The sequence below is a fragment of the Gordonia sp. 'Campus' genome, from assembly GCF_022206305.1.
Lineage (GTDB): Bacteria > Actinomycetota > Actinomycetes > Mycobacteriales > Mycobacteriaceae > Gordonia.
In genome coordinates, this window is record NZ_JAKOIW010000009.1 from 40,098 (window position 1) to 59,248 (window position 19,151).

Annotated in this window: 20 protein-coding genes; 14 read left to right on the forward strand and 6 right to left on the reverse strand. The window is 68.7% G+C overall.

Going from position 1 to position 19,151, the window contains the following annotated elements; all coding sequences use genetic code 11:
• Positions 1–45: 45 nt before the first annotated feature.
• A complete protein-coding gene (locus MAY35_RS11620; RefSeq protein ID WP_238421452.1) occupies positions 46–927 on the forward strand; it encodes an endonuclease domain-containing protein in 882 nt (293 codons plus the stop codon).
• Positions 928–1,117: 190 nt separating this feature from the next.
• Here MAY35_RS11620 and MAY35_RS11625 read toward each other — a convergent pair whose 3' ends face one another.
• Entirely contained in the window at positions 1,118–1,720 is a 603-nt protein-coding gene (locus MAY35_RS11625) for a YdcF family protein (RefSeq protein ID WP_238421453.1), read from the reverse strand.
• A 125-nt stretch (positions 1,721–1,845) separates the two neighbouring features.
• Positions 1,846–3,315: an NAD-dependent succinate-semialdehyde dehydrogenase gene (locus tag MAY35_RS11630; RefSeq protein ID WP_238421454.1), complete on the reverse strand. Its 1,470-nt coding sequence runs from the start codon at positions 3,313–3,315 to the stop codon at positions 1,846–1,848.
• Between the two features lie 135 nt (positions 3,316–3,450).
• Here MAY35_RS11630 and MAY35_RS11635 point away from each other — a divergent pair, with 135 nt between their 5' ends.
• From MAY35_RS11635 to ccsB, 7 genes are all read left to right on the forward strand, one after another.
• Complete coding sequence (locus MAY35_RS11635; protein WP_238421455.1) at positions 3,451–4,434, forward strand: SGNH/GDSL hydrolase family protein; 984 nt, start codon at positions 3,451–3,453, stop codon at positions 4,432–4,434.
• A gap of 95 nt (positions 4,435–4,529) precedes the next feature.
• Positions 4,530–5,879, forward strand: a complete 1,350-nt coding sequence (hemL, locus tag MAY35_RS11640) for a glutamate-1-semialdehyde 2,1-aminomutase (protein WP_238421456.1) — start codon at positions 4,530–4,532, stop codon at positions 5,877–5,879.
• Complete coding sequence (locus MAY35_RS11645) at positions 5,879–6,505, forward strand: histidine phosphatase family protein (RefSeq protein WP_238421457.1); 627 nt, start codon at positions 5,879–5,881, stop codon at positions 6,503–6,505. The genes hemL and MAY35_RS11645 overlap by 1 nt, the downstream gene beginning before the upstream one ends.
• Positions 6,506–6,522: 17 nt before the next feature.
• Positions 6,523–7,116, forward strand: a complete 594-nt coding sequence (locus tag MAY35_RS11650; RefSeq protein ID WP_238421458.1) for a TlpA disulfide reductase family protein — start codon at positions 6,523–6,525, stop codon at positions 7,114–7,116.
• On the forward strand, positions 7,116–7,928 hold the full coding sequence (locus MAY35_RS11655) for a cytochrome c biogenesis CcdA family protein (protein WP_238421459.1): 813 nt from the start codon (positions 7,116–7,118) through the stop codon (positions 7,926–7,928). Before MAY35_RS11650 ends, MAY35_RS11655 begins: the two co-directional genes overlap by 1 nt.
• Before the next feature lie 11 nt (positions 7,929–7,939).
• Positions 7,940–9,682, forward strand: a complete 1,743-nt coding sequence (locus MAY35_RS11660; RefSeq protein WP_238421460.1) for a cytochrome c biogenesis protein ResB — start codon at positions 7,940–7,942, stop codon at positions 9,680–9,682.
• 20 nt (positions 9,683–9,702) lie between these two features.
• Positions 9,703–10,728, forward strand: a complete 1,026-nt coding sequence (gene ccsB / locus MAY35_RS11665) for a c-type cytochrome biogenesis protein CcsB (RefSeq protein WP_238421461.1) — start codon at positions 9,703–9,705, stop codon at positions 10,726–10,728.
• A 43-nt stretch (positions 10,729–10,771) separates the two neighbouring features.
• On the opposite strand, the gene MAY35_RS11670 is transcribed toward ccsB, so the two are convergent.
• From MAY35_RS11670 to MAY35_RS11680, 3 genes are all read right to left on the reverse strand, one after another.
• Positions 10,772–11,248, reverse strand: a complete 477-nt coding sequence (locus MAY35_RS11670) for a helix-turn-helix domain-containing protein (RefSeq protein WP_238421462.1) — start codon at positions 11,246–11,248, stop codon at positions 10,772–10,774.
• A 119-nt stretch (positions 11,249–11,367) separates the two neighbouring features.
• Positions 11,368–11,586: a hypothetical protein gene (locus MAY35_RS11675; protein ID WP_238421463.1), complete on the reverse strand. Its 219-nt coding sequence runs from the start codon at positions 11,584–11,586 to the stop codon at positions 11,368–11,370.
• 98 nt (positions 11,587–11,684) lie between these two features.
• Positions 11,685–11,909: a BldC family transcriptional regulator gene (locus MAY35_RS11680; protein WP_238421464.1), complete on the reverse strand. Its 225-nt coding sequence runs from the start codon at positions 11,907–11,909 to the stop codon at positions 11,685–11,687.
• Between the two features lie 277 nt (positions 11,910–12,186).
• On the opposite strand from MAY35_RS11680, the gene MAY35_RS11685 reads away from it, so the two are divergent.
• The 6 genes from MAY35_RS11685 to MAY35_RS11710 all read left to right on the forward strand — a co-directional run bounded on the left by MAY35_RS11685 (position 12,187) and on the right by MAY35_RS11710 (position 18,205).
• Complete coding sequence (locus MAY35_RS11685; RefSeq protein ID WP_238421550.1) at positions 12,187–12,459, forward strand: DUF4229 domain-containing protein; 273 nt, start codon at positions 12,187–12,189, stop codon at positions 12,457–12,459.
• A gap of 25 nt (positions 12,460–12,484) precedes the next feature.
• On the forward strand, positions 12,485–13,606 hold the full coding sequence (locus MAY35_RS11690; protein ID WP_238421465.1) for a PLP-dependent cysteine synthase family protein: 1,122 nt from the start codon (positions 12,485–12,487) through the stop codon (positions 13,604–13,606).
• 119 nt (positions 13,607–13,725) lie between these two features.
• On the forward strand, positions 13,726–14,355 hold the full coding sequence (locus tag MAY35_RS11695; protein ID WP_238421551.1) for an ABC transporter ATP-binding protein: 630 nt from the start codon (positions 13,726–13,728) through the stop codon (positions 14,353–14,355).
• Between the two features lie 110 nt (positions 14,356–14,465).
• Positions 14,466–16,988 carry an FtsX-like permease family protein gene (locus MAY35_RS11700; RefSeq protein WP_238421552.1) on the forward strand — a complete coding sequence of 841 codons (2,523 nt, stop codon included), beginning with the start codon at positions 14,466–14,468 and terminating at the stop codon, positions 16,986–16,988.
• Positions 16,989–17,070: 82 nt separating this feature from the next.
• Positions 17,071–17,352, forward strand: a complete 282-nt coding sequence (locus tag MAY35_RS11705) for a helix-turn-helix domain-containing protein (protein ID WP_238421466.1) — start codon at positions 17,071–17,073, stop codon at positions 17,350–17,352.
• A complete protein-coding gene (locus MAY35_RS11710) occupies positions 17,345–18,205 on the forward strand; it encodes a Clp protease N-terminal domain-containing protein (RefSeq protein WP_238421467.1) in 861 nt (286 codons plus the stop codon). The genes MAY35_RS11705 and MAY35_RS11710 overlap by 8 nt, the downstream gene beginning before the upstream one ends.
• A 64-nt stretch (positions 18,206–18,269) precedes the next feature.
• On the opposite strand, the gene MAY35_RS11715 is transcribed toward MAY35_RS11710, so the two are convergent.
• Positions 18,270–19,139, reverse strand: a complete 870-nt coding sequence (locus MAY35_RS11715; protein ID WP_238421468.1) for a 1,4-dihydroxy-2-naphthoate polyprenyltransferase — start codon at positions 19,137–19,139, stop codon at positions 18,270–18,272.
• Between the last annotated feature and the right edge of the window lie 12 nt (positions 19,140–19,151).

The window sequence follows — 19,151 nt, forward strand, 5'->3', positions numbered from 1 at the left end:
CCGGGTAGATGAAACCACGATGGCGTCCGCTGCGTCCGAGTCTGTATGACGACCTTCGCGACCGGTTCCATTCCCCTGACCACGCGCCACGAGATGATGCTCGGCGCTGTGGCCGCGGAGCAGTTCGACGCCGGATACCGGCATCTGCGAGGCAGCAACTTCGTCGACCGGTCCACGCTGCTCACCGCCCGTCAACGAATTCTGGGGGTCTGTGCGAGTGCACAGGGCGAGCCAGTCGTGGCGGGGATGGCAGCATCGATCCTTCATGGTTCCGCGTGGTACGACGACGACTTCAGTATCGAACTCGTTCGTCCGGCGACCGGATCCGGACGTCCCGCCAAGGGAACCATCACTCACCGGTTCGACATCGATCCCGCGGATTGGTGCATTGTCGACAGTGTCCGGGTGACGACGCCGCTCCGCACCGCCTTCGACATCGGACGCATGCAGCCACCGTGGCGTGCGCTCGGGTACCTCGATGCCCTGGCGAGGGCGACCGAACTCGACACCCGGGACCTCGCCCGCTACGCCGATGCTCAGCGGAGGCGCCGCCACGTTCGACAGATTCGAGAGCTGGCACCCTTGGTCGACGCACGAGCTGAGTCTCCGCCCGAGAGCTGGGTCAGGCTCCTCATGGTGCGGTCGGAACTGCCCACACCGGATCTGCAGATCGTCGTGACCAACCGGAGCGGAAACCCCTTCGCACGAATAGATCTGGGATACGAAGCACTGAAGATCGGCGTCGAATACGATGGCGGGGACTTCCACTCGTCACAAGAGCAGAGCGCTCGCGACGAGTCGCGAGACGCGTCGTTGCGTGAGCTGGGGTGGATCATGATCCGCGTCGACCGCCGGCGCCTTCGTGATGAGCCGTTCGGGATCGTCGTCGAGATAGTCAAAGCGATGAGGGCGCGCGGTGCTTATTAGGGACTGCGTCAATGACATAGGGTGCACGGTCGACGGATCGCGACGCACAGTCGACGAAATATAGCGCACACTCAACGGGATCGGACGCACACTCGACGGGATCGGACGCACACTCGACGGATCGCGACGCACGGTCGATGAAAACAAACGCACGGTCGACGAAATCTAGCGCCCGGTCGACGGGGCGGCCTCAGGCGTACGCCGACCGGAATTCGATCCGTGCGCCCTGCTGCCGGGCCGCGTCGCGGAAGTTCTTCATCGCGCGTTCCATGTGGAAGCCGTTGGTCACGATGATCGCGCCGTTGGCGCCCATGTGCTTCAGCATCCGCACCGTGTTCTGGGCGTTCTGCACCGTGGAGGTGGACGCGCCCTCGTTCACCATCTGCCACATGGGGATTCCGCGACGGATGAGGCCGAGGTTCATGAACTGGGCCTCGGTGACGGGGAGCCAGTGGGTGTCACCGCCGGAGACGATCATGCGGTTGAACGGGTGCTTCTTGCCGAGGTTGGCGGCGACGTCGAGCCGTCGCTTGAGAACATCCGGAGTCTGGCCGAGAACGCCGAACTTGGCGCCGAGCACGACGATGTACCGGGTCCCCGGGCTCTGCCACAAGAAGTTGCTGTTGGGTGTCCCCAGCTCGGAGCTGCCGAGGTCGACGCTTCCGAAATCGGTGCTGAACGCGGCGATTTCGACGCTCGTGCCGGGCGTGGTCGGTGCTACCGCGATCGCCACCGCGGCGGCCGTGGTGACCGCGGCAGCAGCCATCGCGGACGTGAGGGTTCTACGACGCATGGTGTCCGAGTGTAAGGATCTGTACGGCCGTGCAGGTGTCGAATCGGTAACACCTGCATCACTAGTCACATACGTAACAACCGCTGATCGTCGTCGAACGATGGTTCGGGCGATGCGGCGACGGGTCAGGTGAGCGCGATGTACTTCACCGACAGGTATTCGTTGATGCCCTCGCTGCCGCCCTCGCGTCCGATACCGGATTGCTTGATGCCGCCGAATGGCGCTGCGGCGTCCGAGATCACACCGCGGTTGACCCCGACCATGCCGGAGTCCAGTTTCTCCGCGACCCGCATGCAGCGCTCGATGTCGCGGCTGTAGAAATACGACGCGAGGCCGTACTCGGTGGAGTTGGCGGCCGCGATGCCGTCGGCCTCGTCGTCGAAGCTGCTGATGATCGCGACGGGACCGAAGATCTCCTCGCGGGTCACCGGAGCGTACGGGTCGATGTTGTCGAGAACCGTTGCCGGATAGAAGAATCCGCGACCATCCGGTCGTTCGCCGCCGAGACGTACCCGGGCGCCGTCGGCGACCGCCTGGTCCACGGCCTCGGCGACCTTGTCCCGCTGGTCGGCGTTCACAAGCGGGCCGAGGGTCACGCCTTCGGAGTAACCGGGTCCCATGCGGACCTCCGACATCTTCGCCGCGAGCTTCTCGGTGAACTCCTCGACTACCCCGGACTGCACCAGGAAGCGGTTGGCCGCGGTGCACGCCTCGCCCCCGTTGCGCATCTTCGCGGCGAACGCGCCCTCGACCGCGGCGTCGACGTCGGCGTCGTCGAACACGAGGAACGGCGCGTTGCCGCCGAGTTCCATCGAGGTGCGCTGGATGCGGTCGGCCGCCTGGCTGAGGAGGTTGCGACCCACCGGGGTCGAGCCGGTGAAGCTGATCTTGCGGATGCGGTCGTCGTCGATCAGCGTCGACGACACGTCGCCGCTCGAACTCGTCGGCAGCACCGACAGAACGCCCGCCGGCAGACCCGCCTCGGCGAAGGCTTCGGCGAGGGCGAGCATCGTCAGCGGCGTCTCCCGGGCCGGTTTCACGATCATCACGTTGCCCGCCGCGAGCGCCGGCGCGATCTTGCGCGTCCCCATCGCGAGGGGGAAGTTCCACGGCGTGATCGCCAGACACGGCCCGACCGGCTGATGGGCGACCAGGATCCGTCCGTTGCCCGCGGGTGCGTGGTTGAACCGGCCGCCGATCCGTACCGCCTCCTCGGCGAACCAGCGCAGGAACTCCAGCCCGTAGGTGGTCTCGGCGCGGCTGTCGGGCAGGGCGCGCCCGAGCTCCAGGGTCATCAACATCGCGATGTCGTCGGCGCGATCGGTGAGCAACTCGAAGGTCCGACGCAGGATCTCGCTGCGTTCGCGCGGTGCGGTGGCCGCCCAGTCGGCCGACGCGGCGACGGCGGAATCGAGAGCGCGGCGGGCGTCGGCGACTCCCGCATCGGCGACCGACACGAGCGACTCCTCGGTGGCCGCGTCGTAGACCTCCAGGGTGGCGCCGTCGGCCGCCGGTGTGGACCGGCCGTCGATCCAGAGTCCGGTGGGTACTCCGTCGAGCACGGCCTGTGGGTCGAGAATTTCCTTGTCGCTCATGCGCATTCACATCCTCGTCACTGGACTGCGGGACTCCGCCCGAAGCGGCGATCCCCTCGGCGAACCACGCTACTCGCGTGGGTGGGCGGCAGGTCGATGGTTGCCGATCGGCTTCGCCGGACGCAGGATGGCGGGATGAACGCACGCAGGTTCGGCGGTCGACGTCCACCGCGGCTCATCAGGTCGGGACTCGTCGTGCTCGCGGTCGGTGCACTCCTCGCCGGATGTGCACAGTCGACGGAAACACCCGCACGGTCGACGGAAACACCCGCACGGTCGACGGAAACACCCGCACGGTCGACGGAAACACCCGCACGGTCGACGGAAACACCCGCACGGTCGACGGAAACGCCCGCCCAGTCGACGAAGTACGTCAACCTCGGCGACAGCTTCAGCGCGGGCACCGGCGTCCGACCGCTGGAAGCGGACTCGCCCATCTACTGCCTGCGGTCGTCGAAGAACTTCGCCCACCTCCTCGCCGAGCGCGAGGCCGTCGAACTGACCGACGTCAGCTGTGCCGGCGCCGACACCGAGGACTTCCGCGAACCCCAGCATCAGGGTGTCCCGGGACAGCTCGAAGCCCTCGACGCGGACACCGACGTCGTCACGCTGATGATCGGCGGCAACGACAAGGAGACCTACAGCCGCGCGATCAGACTCTGCGGCGAGGTGGCCGACACCGACCTCACCGGCTCGCCGTGCACCGACCGCTACGGCCGATCCCTGATCGAGCCGGTGGCGACCGAGATCTACCCCGCCCTCCGGCAGGCCCTGCGCGACGTCCGAGACCGCGCCCCCAACGCGAAGGTCCTCCTCGCCGGGTATCCGTGGCTGCTCCCGCCGACCACCGGCTGCTATCCCGAGATGCGGATCGCCGCGGGTGACGTGCCGATGATCCGCGAGCTGCAGGCCGCGTTGAACACCTACGGCAGCCGCGCCGCAGGGGAGGAGGGCGTGCGCTGGGTGGACATGTCGGAGGTGTCCGAGGGGCACGACGCCTGTGCCGGCGACCAACGCTGGATCGAGCCGATGACCACCCCGGGTCCGGGGGCCGTGCACCCCAACGACCGGGGCCAGGAGGCCATCGCCGCGCAGGTGCGCAAGGCGTTCGACGAGTAGGGTCCGGGTCCGCCACATGGGCCGCTGAGCCCCGCCGCAGGCCTCCGACCAGCGGGGATTTGGGTCACCCGGTGCCGTTTGGAACACTGTAGGCCGTGACCCCTTCCGCTGACGCCACCTCCGCTCCCGGCACGGACGCCTCGGCCGCACTCTTCGCCCGCGCGACGCAGTCCATCCCGGGTGGAGTCAACTCGCCGGTCCGCGCGTTCTCGGCGGTCGGCGGCACGCCGCGGTTCATCGCCAGTGCGGCGGGATGCCGGATGACCGATGCCGACGGCGCCCAGTACGTCGACCTCGTCAGCTCGTGGGGTCCGATGATCCTCGGACACGCACATCCGGCCGTCGTGGATGCCGTCCAGCGCGCGGCCACCGGCGGACTGTCCTTCGGCGCCCCGACCGAGGCGGAGATCGAACTCGCCGAGGAGATCATCGGCCGCGTCGACCCCGTCGAGCGGGTCCGCCTGGTGAATTCGGGCACCGAGGCGACCATGTCGGCGATCCGCCTGGCCCGCGGTTTCACCGGTCGGTCCAAGATCATCAAGTTCGCCGGCTGCTATCACGGTCACGTCGACGCCCTGTTGGCCGCGGCCGGTTCGGGTGTCGCGACCCTCGGACTCCCGACGAGCCCCGGCGTCACCGGCGCCTCGGCCCACGACACGCTCGTCCTCCCGTACAACGACCTGACCGCCGTCGCCGACGCCTTCGCCGCCCACGGCGACGACATCGCCGCCGTCATCACCGAGGCCGCGGCGGGCAACATGGGCGCCGTCGCCCCGGTCGAGGGCTTCAACGCCGGTCTGCGCGATCTGACCCGCAGGCACGGCGCGCTGCTCATCATGGACGAGGTCATGACGGGCTTCCGCGTGAGTCCGAGCGGTTGGTACGGCCTCGAGGGCGTCGCCGGCGACCTCTACACCTTCGGGAAGGTGATGAGCGGCGGTCTGCCCGCCGCGGCCTTCGGCGGTCGCGCCGACGTCATGGACCGTCTCGCGCCCACCGGCCCCGTCTACCAGGCGGGCACGCTGTCGGGTAACCCCGTAGCCGTCGCGGCGGGCCTCGCGACCCTGCGGAACGCCGACGTCGACGTCTACCGCAAGCTCGACGCCAACGCCGACCGGCTCGCGACCCTCCTCACCGAGGCCCTCACCGAAGCCGGGGTCGCCCATCGGGTGCAGAAGGCGGGCAACCTGCTGAGTGTGTTCTTCGCTACCGACCCGGAGATCCCGATCTTCGACTACGCGGGGGTGTCCGCGACGCAGACCTGGCGGTTTGCCCCGTTCTTCCACGCGCTGCTCGAACGCGGCGTCTACGCACCGCCGAGCGCCTTCGAGGCCTGGTTTGTGTCCGCGGCGCTCGACGAGGATGCTTTTTCGCAGATCGCCGATGCGTTGCCCACGGCAGCGCAGGCAGCCGCGACCGCAGCCACCCCGGGGGACAACGCCTGATGCACACGATCGTCCACATGATGCGCCATGGAGAGGTCGACAACCCCGACGCCATCCTCTACGGACGGCTTCCCGGATTCCGCCTGTCGGGTGCGGGTCGCGCGCAGGCGGACAAGGTCGCCGCGACCCTGGCCGATCACGACATCAAGGCCGTCTTCGCCTCGCCGCTGCAACGCGCGCAGGAGACCGCCACCCCGATCGCCGCCGCGCACGGTGTCCCGATCCTCACCAACGACGACCTCATCGAGGCCGAGAACGTCTTCGAGGGACTGAAGGTCTCCGTCGGCGACGGCGCGCTGAGCAAGCCGCGGCACTGGCCGAAGCTCCGCGACCCGTTCACGCCGTCCTGGGGTGAGCCCTACATCCAGCTCGCGCACCGCATGCTGGCCGCGGCCAACAAGGCGCGCGATGCCGCCCGAGGACACGAGGCGGTCTGTGTCAGCCACCAGCTCCCCGTCTACACGCTGCGCCGGTTCCTCGAAGGTCAGCGTCTCTGGCACGACCCGCGTCGACGCCAGTGCTCGCTGGCCTCGCTGACCAGCCTCATCTACGACGACGACGCCCTCGTCGACATCATCTACTCCGAGCCGGCCGGTGCCTCCGACCCGCTGGCCACCGGTGCGTGACCCGAAGGTCTGACGTGGTGCGAAAGCTTCTCCTGCCGGCGGTGCTGTCGGCCCTGATCATGGTGATCGCGGGCTGCAGCACCGGCGACGACGCGGTCGCCCAGGGGAACACCTTCCAGTTCGTCTCGCCCGGCGGGCAGACGGTCATCACCTACCCCGCGGCAGACCGCAAACCCATCGCCGAGCTCAGCGGCGAGGATCTGGTGACCGGCCAGCCGTTGTCGCTGTCGGACCCTCGATTCGCCGGCAAGGCCGTGGTGATCAACGTCTGGGGATCGTGGTGCGGGCCCTGCCGGGGTGAGGCCGACGACCTCGAGCGCGTCTACGAACGTCACCGTGACAACGGCGTCGAATTCCTCGGAATCAACCTGCGTGACGACCGCGAGTCCGCCAAGGACTTCGTGATCGACCGCAACGTCGGGTTCCCGTCGATCTACGACTTCCCGGGGATGTCGCTGGCTGCGCTGACCACGCCCACCTCGGTGGTGCCGACCACGATCGTGCTCGATCGTCAGCACCGGCCGGCCGCGGTGTTCCTCAAGGCGGTCTCCGATGCCGAACTCGACGAGGTCGTGCAGCGCGTCGCGGCCGAACCGGCGGGCCCGGTCTGATGAACGCCTCGACCACGATCCTCGCCTCGTCGATCGGCGACACCTTCGCCGACACCGTGTCCAGCGGGCCGCTGCTGCTCGCGTTCGCCGCGTGCCTGCTCGCCGGTCTCGTCTCGTTCGCGTCGCCGTGCGTCGTGCCGCTCGTGCCGGGCTATCTGTCCTATCTCGCGGGCCTCGTCGGGGCGGAGGCGCCCGCGGTGAAGGTGGGCGAACAGGTCAAGAGCGGCCGATCGCGCGTCGCACTCGCCGCGGGTCTGTTCGTGCTCGGCTTCACCGTCGTCTTCGTCGCGGCCACCGCCACGGTCCTCGGCGTCACGAGCACGTTCGTCCTGAATCGCGAACTGCTGCAACGCATCGGCGGCGTGGTCACGATCGCCATGGGCCTGGTGTTCATCGGCCTCATCCCGGCGTTGCAGCGTGAGGTCCGGTTCGAGCCCCGTCGCGTCTCCAACATCGTGGGCGCACCGCTGCTCGGCGCGGTCTTCGCGCTCGGCTGGACGCCCTGCCTGGGGCCGACCCTGGCCGCGGTGATCGCGACCGTCAGCGGAACCGAGGGGTCGACGGCGGCCAAGGGCGTGACGCTCATCGTCGCGTACTGCCTCGGGCTCGGGCTCCCGTTCGTGATCCTGGCGTTCTCCTCGGCCTGGGCGTTGCGGAGCCTCGGCTTCCTGCGGCGCCACGCCCGCACGATCCAGGTCGTCGGCGGCGTCCTTCTGATCGGGGTGGGCGTCGCCCTGCTGACGGGCTGGTGGGACCAGTTCATCGTCTGGGTCCAGGTCCGATTCGTCACCGACACCCAACTACCGATCTGAGTGCCAGTCCTATGACCGATGTGACCGACCGCCCGCAGGTGGACACCCCCGAGCCGGCCCGCAAGCCCCACTGGGCGCGTCGCCGACTGCTGTGGCCGCTGCGCAATCTGTGGCGTTCGCTCACCTCGATGCGGACCGCGCTGATCCTGCTGTTCCTGCTCGCCCTGGCCGCGATCCCCGGGGCCCTGCTCCCGCAGCGCGAACTGAACGAGCAGAAGACCCTCGAGTACATCGCCGCCCGCGGTCAGCTCGGGACGTGGATGGACAGACTGCAGCTGTTCGACGTCTTCTCCAGCGTGTGGTTCACCGCCATCTACGTTCTGCTGTTCGTCTCGCTCGTCGGTTGCCTCACGCCGCGGATGGTGGAGCATTTCCACAGCCTGCGGGCCAAGCCGGTCGCCGCGCCCCGCAATCTGTCGCGGCTTCCGCGGCATGTCACACACACCGTCGACGGCACTCCCGAGGCGGTCGCCGAACGCGTCAGCTCCCGCTTGCGCGGATGGCGTCGGGAGGTGGTCGTCCGCGAGCCCACCAAGGCCTATCCCGACGGGTGCGTCGAGGTCTCCGCGGAGAAGGGATACCTGCGCGAGTTCGGCAACCTGCTGTTCCACTTCGCCTTGCTGGCCCTCCTGGTGTCGATCGCCGCGGGCAAGATGTACGGCTACGAGGGCACCCGCAGTCTCGTCGCGGACGGCGAACAGGGGATGTGCAACACCTCGACCGCCGTCTACGACTCGTTCCGGGCAGGCAACCTCGTCGACGGCACCGACCTGTCGCCGTTCTGCTTCCGCGTCGACGACTTCTCGGCGACCTTCCTGCCGAGCGGTCAGCCCGACATGTACGACGCGACGATCCGCTACGCGGAGGGCTCCGATGGAAATGTGGGCGATCTCGGCAACCCCGCGACATGGCCGAGTGCATCGGTGCGGGTCAACGAACCGCTTCGCGTCGCCGGTGACCGCGTGTACGTCCTCGGCAACGGCTTTGCGCCGAAGTTCACGGTGACGTTCCCGAATGGTGAGAAGCGCTCGCAGACCACGCCGTTCGTACCCGACGAACTGCAGACCATGCTGTCGTCGGGGGCGGTCCGGTTCGACACCCCCGCGGGCCTGTACCCCGACCCCGACGACCGTCGCAAGAACCAGATCGCCCTCGAGGGTCTGTTCGCGCCGACGGCGTCCTTCCACGGGTCGTTGCTGATGTCGTCGTCACCCGAGCCCGACGACCCGTTCGTCGCGATCCGGATCTTCAAGGGCGACACCGGCCTCGACACCGGTAAACCGCAGAACGTCTACTCCCTCGACCAGGAGCTGATCGAGCAGGGCCGCCTGCAGCGGCAGGCCCAGGTCAACCTCGCGGTGGGGCAGAGTCACACGTTGGCCGACGGCACGACGGTGACCTTCGACGGCTACGAGCGCTGGGTGTCGGTGCAGGTCTCCCACGACCCCGCCCAGGTGTGGGTTCTGGTCAGCGCGGTCGTGATGCTCGGCGGGCTGCTGGTCTCGCTGCTGATCCGTCGTCGACGGATCTGGGTCCGGCTGGTCCCGGCGCCCGCTGCAGTGCCGGGTGCCGCGGGGGCGGAAACCGATGGCGATGACCAGCTCGATTCGAAACGACGTACTGTAGTAGAGATCGCCGGCCTGGCACGTACCGATCAGGCCGGCTGGGGAGAGGGCTTCGACGAGCAGGCGGCCGGACTCGTGGCCGAGGACGCGGACGGGCCCGCCTCGCGGCGTACGACACGGCGGCTCTGACAGCCGGCGAAAGGAACCTGATGAACGACGGAACGACGATGCCGATCGACGAGACGCTCGCGCGGTATTCGGACCTGTTGTACGGCACCGCGATGACGGTCTACGTCGTGGCGGTCGTCCTGTTCCTGGGCGCACTCGCGGCTGTCCGGGGTCGTCGCCTCGAGCAGAAGTCGCTGGTGAACGCCGGCGCCACCGGGACTGCCGACGGCGAGCAGCGAGTGCCGGGTCGCGTCGAGGGGCCGGCACGGCGCACGCTGGGCGACAGGCTCGGCAACATGGCTCTGCCGGTGGTCATCGTGGGTCTCGTCGCCCACATCGGTTCGATCGTGTTGCGCGGCATCGCGACCGAACGCGCGCCGTGGGGCAACATGTACGAGTTCATCTCGATGACGTGTGCCGCCGGAGTGCTCGCCGGTCTGATCATCCTGCGCAAGCGGGAGCACCGCCCGCTGCTGTCGTTCGTGCTGCTTCCGGTCATCCTGCTGATGTTCATCGCCGGTCGCTGGCTGTACACGCAGGCCGCACCGGTGGTCCCGGCCCTGAAGTCCTACTGGCTGGCCGTGCACGTGTCGATCATCTCGGTGTCCTCGGGCATCCTGCTGGTGTCCGGTGTCGCCAGCATCCTCTACCTGATCAAGGTGCGTTGGGCGGCGACATCGGACGACGCGGCCGCGGCGGTGGCGACCCGTCCCGGGATCGGTGGCGCACTGCGGCGGATCGTCGAGCACCTGCCGTCGACGGAGAGCCTGGATCGTCTCGCCTACAAGTGCGTGGTGATCGGGTTCCCGCTGTTCGGCCTGGGCGTCATCTGCGGCGCGATCTGGGCCGAGGCCGCGTGGGGCCGCTTCTGGGGCTGGGACCCCAAGGAGACCGTGTCGTTCATCGCTTGGGTCATCTACGCCGCCTACCTGCACGCCCGCGCGACCGCCGGATGGCGCAGCAACGCGGCCGCGTGGATCAACGTCGCCGGGTTCGTGGCGATGCTGTTCAACCTGTTCATCATCAATCTGGTGGTGTCCGGCCTGCACTCGTACGCGGGCCTGTGAGCGTCGCGGCCGGGCTCATGGCTCGGCCGTCGCACGAGAGGCGTCAGCCGGCGGAGTCCGCCGGTGCGGACTGTTCGGCGCTCTTGGCGAGTGCCTGCGCCTTCACCAGCTTGAGCAGATCGATGAGCGCGTCGATGGTCTCGGGGCACAGTGAGGCCATGTCGATCCCCGACAGATGGCTCCCGGTGACCTGGAGCATCTCCACGTAGTTCTGCTGCTGCCGAACGCGTTCGAGATCCTCGTCGGGATTGGAGAGGAAATACGTGACGCTGACGTCGAAGGCGCGTGCGATGGCCTCGACGGTCCGGAACGACGGTGTGCGCGCCTTACCGGTGCGCAACTGGGAGATGTAGGCGTCGGAGAGCGAGTATCCGAGCCGATTGGCCTTCTCGGCGATCTTCTTCCCGGTGTACCGGATGCCGTTCTCGTCACGGCTGTGCTCGAAGAGATAACCGATCTTCTCGGCGAAGCTCAGGTCGTCTTCGGTCGACGCCCCTTGCGGAGATCGTCCGGGGTTCAACGGCGCCTTCTCTCGGATCAGCCACCGGGGGATCGATGGTGATCTGGACGATACCCTACCCATGGGTATGTTCCGCCCGGGCGTCTGAACCTGGTCTCAGTTTTTGATCGGCTTCGCGCCTACGCGTCGTCGCTGTCGGTCCCATTGGAACCTCGTGTCCGATTGTCGAGGTCACGCAGGAAATCCGGGTCGTCGTCGGGGCCGAGCGGTCCGCGTTGGCGAGGGCGTCGGGGGCCGGGCGAGGGGGTGTCACCGGCACCGTCGGATTGCGGTCCGAAGGCGCGCCACATGAGGAAACCGATGGCGAGCAGACCCAGAACGGCGAACAGATAGATCATGACAACCTCCCGACGACCAGCGTACGTGAGTTGCCGGGCTGGCCACGTCGAACGACGTGCCCACCGGGTGGATCCCGATCGAGGAGGATGAACTCCGGTCAGTGGGTGCGTCGGTTGAGCAGGGCGACGACGTCTTCCTCGCGGAACCGGCGGTGCCCGCCCGGGGTCCGGATCGAGCCGAGGATGCCCGAGCTCGCCCAGCGTGCGACGGTCTTGGGATTCACGTTGAACATCGCGGCGACCTGACCCGGGGTCAGGGTGTGCTGGCTGGCCATGCCCGGGGTGATGTAGGCGGCGTGCGGTGCGGATTCGACGGTGGTCATGATTCCCCCTGGTGCTTCGTTGCGTGCTCCGTCGGTGCGCCGGAGGTGGCGAGCGGCTCGGCACATGGTGGACGAGTGCTTCATGAATACACGCAAAACGCCCAGGTACTCGAACCGTCAGCGGCAGGTAAAGAGTGTGCAAAGGCCCGCGACCTGCAGAGGTGTTCCGGGTGCCCAGTAGTCTGGTGGGGTGAGTGAACCGCAGGACCACAACGTCGCAGGGGACAGTTCTCCCGAGAAATCCACACCCGCAACCGCGCAGGCGGGCGGACGTCCGATGACCCTGGCGGTCGCGTTGTTCGCCTACACCTTCGCGCGGTTGCTCCTCGTCGCGGCGGTCGTCGTGATCATCCTGGTCGGCGGTCGTCTCGTCGACGTCGAGGTCCCCTTCCTGGTCGCGGCGGTGTTCGGCGTCCTGATCGCGCTGCCGTTGGGCATGGTGCTGTTCAAGAAGCTGCGTCTGAAGGTGAACGGCGAGATCGCGGCCCTGGAGGCCGGACGGCGATCCAAGCACGACGACCTGCAGGCCCGTCTCCGCGGCGACAAGTGAGTTACGCGGCAGGGGTTGCGGCGAGATGAGGCCGACCCTGGTCGTGGACCGTCGCGCCGACCGGTCCTGGGCGCAGAACGCCGTCCGCCTGATCGAGGCCGATGCGCGCCGAAGCGCCGACACCCATCTGCTCCGCGTCGCGCTGCCGTCGTGGTCGCGATGGGCGGGTCCCGACGGCGAGGTCGGTATCGACCTGTATGTCAAGGACGAGTCGACGCATCCGACCGGTTCGCTCAAGCACCGCCTCGCACGTTCGCTGTTCCTGTACGCGCTGTGCAACGGCTGGGTCGTCCGGGGCACCCCGGTGATCGAGGCGTCGTCGGGGTCCACCGCGGTCAGCGAGGCCTACTTCGCCGAGCTGATCGGGGTCCCGTTCATCGCGGTGATGACCCGTAGCACCTCGCCCGCCAAGACCGCACTCATCGAACGACACGGCGGGCGTTGCCATTTCGTCGATCACCCCGGCGAGGTCTATGCCGAGGCGCTGCGTCTCGAGGCCGAACTCGGCGGTCACTTCATCGACCAGTTCACGATGGCCGAGCGCGCGACCGACTGGCGCGGCAACAACAACATCGCGGAGTCGATCTTCGCGCAGATGGCCGACGAGGATCATCCGATCCCGACCTGGATCGTCGTGGGCGCCGGGACCGGGGGCACGTCGGCGACGCTCGGACGGTACGTCCGCTACCGGCGGCACGACACGTGGCTGGCGGTCGTCGACCCGGAGAACTCGGTGTTCCTGCCGGCGTACGAGACCGCCGACGGGACCCTCACCGCCCAGACGGGGTCGCGCATCGAGGGCATCGGCCGGCCGCGGGTCGAGCCGTCGTTCATCAGCCAGGTCATCGACCGGATGATCGGGGTGCCGGACGAGGCGTCGATCGCGACCGCGCGCCGGGTGAGCGACCTGCTGGGCCGACGGGTCGGAGGGTCGACCGGAACCAACATGTGGGGTGCGTTCTCGCTGGTCGCCGAGATGGCCGCGGCCCGCACGCCGGGCAGCGTCGTGACCCTCCTGTGCGACTCCGGGGACCGCTATGCCACCACGTATTTCGACGACTCGTGGCTCGCCGGAAGCTCTTTCGACCTCGGACCCGCAGATGCGGTCCTCGACGAGTTCTTCGCGACCGGTCGCTGGGGAGCGTGAGAAGAACCGGTCGTGTCCCGGGTCTGGGTTACGATCCGGGGGTGTCGAAGGAACCCGGGCAGGCGCCCGGCGCCGGACGTGCCCTCGTGGAGGCTGTCGATCTGGTGCGCGAGTACCAGATGGGTGAGGAGCGGGTCCGTGCCCTCGACGGCCTGAACCTCTCCGTCGACGGCGGCCAGTTCGTGTCCGTCGTCGGTCCGTCCGGGGCGGGCAAGAGCACCTTGCTGCACGTGCTCGGCGCACTCGACACCCCGACGTCGGGGCGGATCAGCATCGACGGGGTCGACCTCGGCGCGCTCGAGGACACCGCCGCCTCGGAGTTCCGCCGCAACCGTGTCGGCTTCATCTTCCAGTTCTTCAATCTCGTCCCGACGATGTCGGCGTGGGAGAACGTGGCGCTGCCCCGGTTGCTGGACAACCAGTCGCTGCGCAAGGCGAAACCCCGTGCGGTGGAACTACTTCGCCGCGTCGGTCTCGGGAACCGCGTCGACCATCGCCCGTCGGAGCTGTCCGGCGGCCAGATGCAGCGCGTCGCGATCGCACGGTCGCTCATCATGGACCCGACGATCCTGCTCGCCGACGAACCGACCGGCAACCTGGACTCCAAGACGGGCGACTCGGTTCTCGAGTTGCTTTCGGAGGTGGCGCACGACACCGCCGACCGTCTGGTGATGATGGTGACCCACGACCCGAAGGCCGCCGCCGTCGCGGACACCACGATCACGGTGCGCGACGGGAAGATCGCCTAGTGCCGAGCCGAGTCCCCCCGTCGGCTGAGCCGGCGAGGAGCGGAGAGACGAGGCGAGTCCCCCCGTCGGCTGAGCCGGCGAGGAGCGGAGCGACGAGGCGAGTCGAGGCCCTGGGCGCCGGTTTCACCCGCATCCGTCTGCTCAACCTCCGCGAGATCCGCACCCATCGGTTGCGTCTGTTCACATCGCTGGCGGTCGTGATCGTCTCGTCGGCCCTGTTGGTCGCGGTCCTGGGAACCTACGGGTCGACGTCGGAATCGGTGCGCGAGTTCAACAATGCGGTGTCGGGAACCGCCGACATCGAGGTCGCGGGGATCACCGACACGGGTGTCGACCAGGCGCTCGCGGGTCAGATCCGCCGCGACGTCGACGATGCGAAGGCCGTCGTCCCGATGGTCCGGGGCTCCGTCGTCGTCGACGGCTCGTCGGTCCCGCTCCTGGGTTCCGATCAGCGCGTCACCGCGCTGTCGGGCAGTCTGCGGGGCGCGGTCCAGCAGGAACGGTCGGGGACAGTCGATCTCGACCGCTTGCGCAACGGCGTGCTGGTCGGACCCGGACTCGGCCTGGAGCGCGGACAGGAACTGACCATCGACGGCGTCGACGTCGAGGTGCTCGAGGTCGTCGACAACGATCAGGCGGCGGCGCTCAACAACGGGCGCTTCGTCTTCGCCTATGTCGACCTCGCCCAGCGGCTGCTCGGGCTCGACGGTCGCCTCGATTCGATCCTCATCGTCACCGATCCGGGCGCGGACGTGTCCGCGGTGCGGTCGCAGGTGGAGTCCATCGTCGCGGGCCGCGCGGTGGTGGTCGACCCCGACTTCCGGGCCAAACAGGCCGAGGTCGCGAGTTCGGTGACGCGGGATGCGACGCTGCTGGTCTCGCTGGTGTCCCTGGTGATCGCGGCGTTCCTGGTCTTCAACACGATGAACATGGCGGTCGCATCGCGTCGCAAGTCCCTGGCGATGATCCGCGCGCTGGGTGCCCGGCGATCGCACCTCGTCGGCGACATGCTCGGTGAGGCCGCGCTGATGGGCCTGCTCGGCGGTGTCGTCGGTGTCCCGCTCGGCATTCTCGCGGGCCGGGCGGTGATCAGCAGCCTGCCCGACCCGCCGGCCGACTCGGTGGGCACGGTCATCAACTACCACCTGCCCGGTTATGCACCGATGGTCGCCGTCGCCGCGTGTGTGGTCGCCTGTGTCGCGGCGACGACCCTCGCGGCGCGCTCGGTGTTCGCGGTGTCGCCGGTCGAGGCGATGGCCCCGGTCGAGGTGTCCGACGCCACACCGCGGCGGGGTCCCGCCGTCGTCATCGCCGCGATCCTCGGTGTCGCCGGGCTCATCGCGTCCTGGGTGATCGTCGCGACGGTGCCCGGCAGGCCCGCCATCCTCGCCGGTGTCTTCTACCTCGTCGGTGCGCTGCTCGTCTGCTTCGCGTTGTCGAAGCCGTTGTCGTGGCTGGTCGTCCGGGTCGCCCGCTGGTTCGGCGGGCCGGGACGGCTCGCGTCGGTCAACACCGAACGCGCACCGCGGCGCGCGTGGGCGACGCTCATGACGGTGGCCGTGGCGATCGCCGTCGGCATGGGGACGTCGGGCGCGCTCGACAACCTGGTGTCGTCGATGTCGAAATCGCTCGACGGCCTGGGCGATCCGGACTTCTACGTGTCGTCGACCTCGGCGGCGAGCCTGCCGCTCGGTCCGCTCCTGCCGCCTGCGGTTGCCGAGCGGGTCGCCACCATCCCCGGTGTCACCGAGGTGGTCGGCGGGCAGTGGGCCGCGGTCAACATCGGCGAGAGCAAGGCCAACGTGCAAGGGCTCGAACCGGATTCGCGTGCACCGTTCATGCGCAAAGCATCTCCGGAAGCGGTGGCACAGGTGCTCGCCGGCGACGGGATTCTCCTGTCCAACGTCCTCGCACGTGTCCTCGGGGTCGGAACCGGCGACACGGTCGAGCTCGCGACTCCCAGTGGTCCGCGCCAGACCGTGGTGCGCGACACCGTCGACTACGTGTCGCTGGACTCCGGTGTCGCCGCCATGTCGCAGCAGCTGCTGGGGGACTGGTTCGGACGCGACGGTGACACCTATCTGCAGGTCATCACGGCTCCTGATGCGGACCCCGACGAGATTCGCCGGCAGCTCGAGTCCGCGGTCGGGGACGCGACGACCACCGGGAACAAGCCGATCCGGGTGTACAGCGGTGCCGAGGCGCTCGCCGCGACCCAGGCGACCGTCGAGCAGGCTGGTGCGTTCACGGTGGCGATCCAGTGGATCGTCGCCGGTGCCGCCGCGATCGCGCTGCTCAACACGCTGCTGCTCTCAGTCATCGAACGACGCCGCGAGCTGGGCGTGCTGCGGGCCATGGGTGCGTCGCGGAAGTTCGTGTCGCGCATGGTGCTCGCCGAAGCCGGCGCGGTGGCCCTGATCGGTTCCGCCGTGGGTGTCGTCCTGGGCGCGACCATGCATCTGCTGAGCAATCAGATCCTCACCATCACCACGTCGCTGACCGTCATCTACTCCCCGCGCCCGTCCGCGCTGCTCTTCGTCGCCATCGCCGTGGCCCTCTGCCTCGTCGGCGCCTTCGTTCCGGCCGTGCGCGCGGCCCGGATGAACATCAGCGAGTCGATCCAGAACGAGTGACCCCGGCCTCTCCCGGACCTTTCGGCCACCCCCGTTGTCAACAAATATTGACAATCTGGCGGTGTCAACATAACCTGACATCATGCACGACGACCAGAACACCGACACCGCACCCGACGCGTCGAGCGCCGACCTGGCGGGAGCAGCTGCGAGCAGCGATCCCGGCCGGGGCCTGGCTGCGGTCCGTGCGTTGCGCACGCTGGCCGACCGGCTCGAAGACGTGCAGGTGGCCAACGCCCGTGCCCATGGGTGGAGCTGGCAGGCGATCGCGGAAGTACTGCAGATCAGCCGGCAGGCCGTGCATCAGAAGCACTCACAACGTGAGGCCCGCGGAAGTGGGCCGAGAGGAGACACAGATGTTTGAGCGAATCAGTCGCGATGACAAGATGCTGCTGGCATTCGCCACGCAGGAGGCCGGCGACCTGGGTCACCGGCAGTTGGGCAACGACCATCTGATCCTGGGCATGCTCTGCAACGCCCGGAGTTCGTTGTTCCCGTTCCTCGCCGACCAGGGGCTGACCCTGGCCCCGGCGAGAGAAGTGGTGCGTACGTACCACGACGAGCACGCCGACGCCGACGAGTCCGGATCATCCGCCGACGACGAGTCGGGGCGCCGACGATACGAAGAGGATCGAGAAGCGCTGCGCAGCATCGGCATCGACCTCGACAAGGTCCGTGAGGCCGTTCGCGGTCGCTTCGGCGAGGATCTGTCCGACGGTTGGGGTGAACGGCCCGAGCGCGGGCCCCGCGGCCGGGGACGGCGTGGTCACGGGCGTGGGCACGGACATGGACATGGTCATGGACCGCACCGTGGCCGGGGGGCGCGTCCCGAGTGTGGCCCGGCCGAGTTCGGTGCCGCGAACTCCGGTCCCTGGGGTCCGGGCTTCGGGCCGGGACCATTCGGCCCGGGCGGACCCATGGCCGGCGGGCCGTTCGCCGGCGAAGGTGGCCCGTGGGAACCCGGCCGCGGCCGGCGCGGCCCGCGCGGTCGCGGGTTGCGGCCGCGCTTCGCGACCGAGACGCGGGACGCCTTCGGTCGGGCGATGGAGATCGCGCGCGAGCGGGGAGACCGGCGCCTGCGCGCCGAGTACCTCCTGCTCGGCATCATCGACACCGCCGACGCCCCGTCGCGGGCGCTGATCGAATCGGTCACCACCGCAGACGAACTCCGCGCCGCGCTGTGGGCGACCCTGCCCGACGTCGACGCCCAGGTCTGACCCGCGGGTCGTCGACGTACAGACGTGCCCGCCCCGCGACGATTCGCGGGGCGGGCACGGTTTGTCAGGTGAGTGCGAGGGCCACCGCGGTGACCACCGCCCACGCCAGCATCGCCTTCCCGGTCGAACCGATCGATGCGATCAGGCCGGGGCCGACGGCTCCGGTGCGGACCGGCGTGTAGGCCTGCCACAGCAACGGGAACGTCAGCAGGGCGAGCAGCGCCCAGGGAGTCGCGAACGCGAGGGCGACGCTCATCACGAGAGGAGTCAGCAGCAGCACCGCGAACAGGGTGCGGGTGCGAGCATCGCCGAGTCGGACGGCGAGCGTGATCTTGCCGGATTCGGTGTCACTGGGGATGTCTCGCAGATTGTTGACGACCAGCACACTGCTCGAGATCGCGCCGACGCCGACGGCGCAGGCCAGCCCGATCCAGTCGACCCGGCCCGAGGCGACGAACTGCGTGCCGAGCACCGCGACCAGCCCGAAGAAGGTGAACACGGCGACCTCGCCCCAGCCGGCGTACCCGTACGGCCGCTTGCCCCCGGTGTAGAACCATGCGCCGGCGATGCAGACCGCCCCGACCAGGACCAGCCACCAGGCCGTCGCGATCGCGAGTACCAGTCCGCACACCGCACCGATCCCGAAACACAGGAACGCGGCGGTCTTGACCGACCTGGGGGACGCCGCGCCCGATCCGACGAGTCGCATCGGGCCGACCCGATCGTCGTCGGTGCCGCGTACGCCGTCGGAGTAGTCATTGGCGAAGTTCACGCCGATGATGAAGGCCATCGCGACGGCGAGCGCCAGCACGGCCTTCCACCACGAGATGCCGCCGTGGTGCAGCGACGCGCCGACCCCGGCCACGACCGGAGCCACCGCGTTGGGGAGCGTGCGCGGACGAGCGCCCTGGATCCACTGCGTTGGGGTAGCCACGCGTCGATCCTG